Below are 504 nucleotides of genomic sequence, written 5' to 3'. Positions count from 1 at the left end.
ACGGGATAGATTCAAAATTATCTACCGTAGTAACTTCGATGTAGCTGAACCAAGGCTGGTTCGCTTTTTCCGTCAGCCACATGTTCCAATCGGCGATAGATTGTTTATCGGTATGGGCTTGAGTACCATCCAGTTTTTCAGCTAGGTTTACACCTCGGAAGACGATTTCTGAATAAAGGTCATCTTCAAAACCACTGCCGCTAAACAAACCGAAGGTGTAGCCTTGATCTTTAAGTACATCAAGAAGTACAGGCGAGGCACCTTGTGCCTTGATGCTAGAGGCGTAACTCGTTGGTAAACCATAGAACAAGCCAAATGCACCGTAGGTGTCATTGCTTGAGCTGTAGTGTTTACGGAAGTTTTGGTTTTGCTGTGCAAACTCGTAGAGGTTTGGCATTTCTTCTTGATTCAGCGCGTCGGCACGAAGGTTATTTACGCTGATCATCAACACGTTCAACTTGTTTACACGGCGGTTGAATTCAAGTTTTTCTAGTGGGTAGTTCA

1 protein-coding gene is annotated in these 504 nt (G+C 44.2%); it reads right to left on the bottom strand.

The features are described from left to right. Positions 1 to 504: sulfatase-like hydrolase/transferase (locus R7040_RS30355; RefSeq protein WP_411978241.1), on the bottom strand; the 504-nt coding region annotated here is incomplete at both ends.

The sequence above is a fragment of the Vibrio sp. 1069 genome (assembly GCF_033340555.1).
The sequence above is the reverse complement of the archived record's forward strand: the minus strand, read 5'-3'. Positions and strand labels throughout refer to the sequence as shown.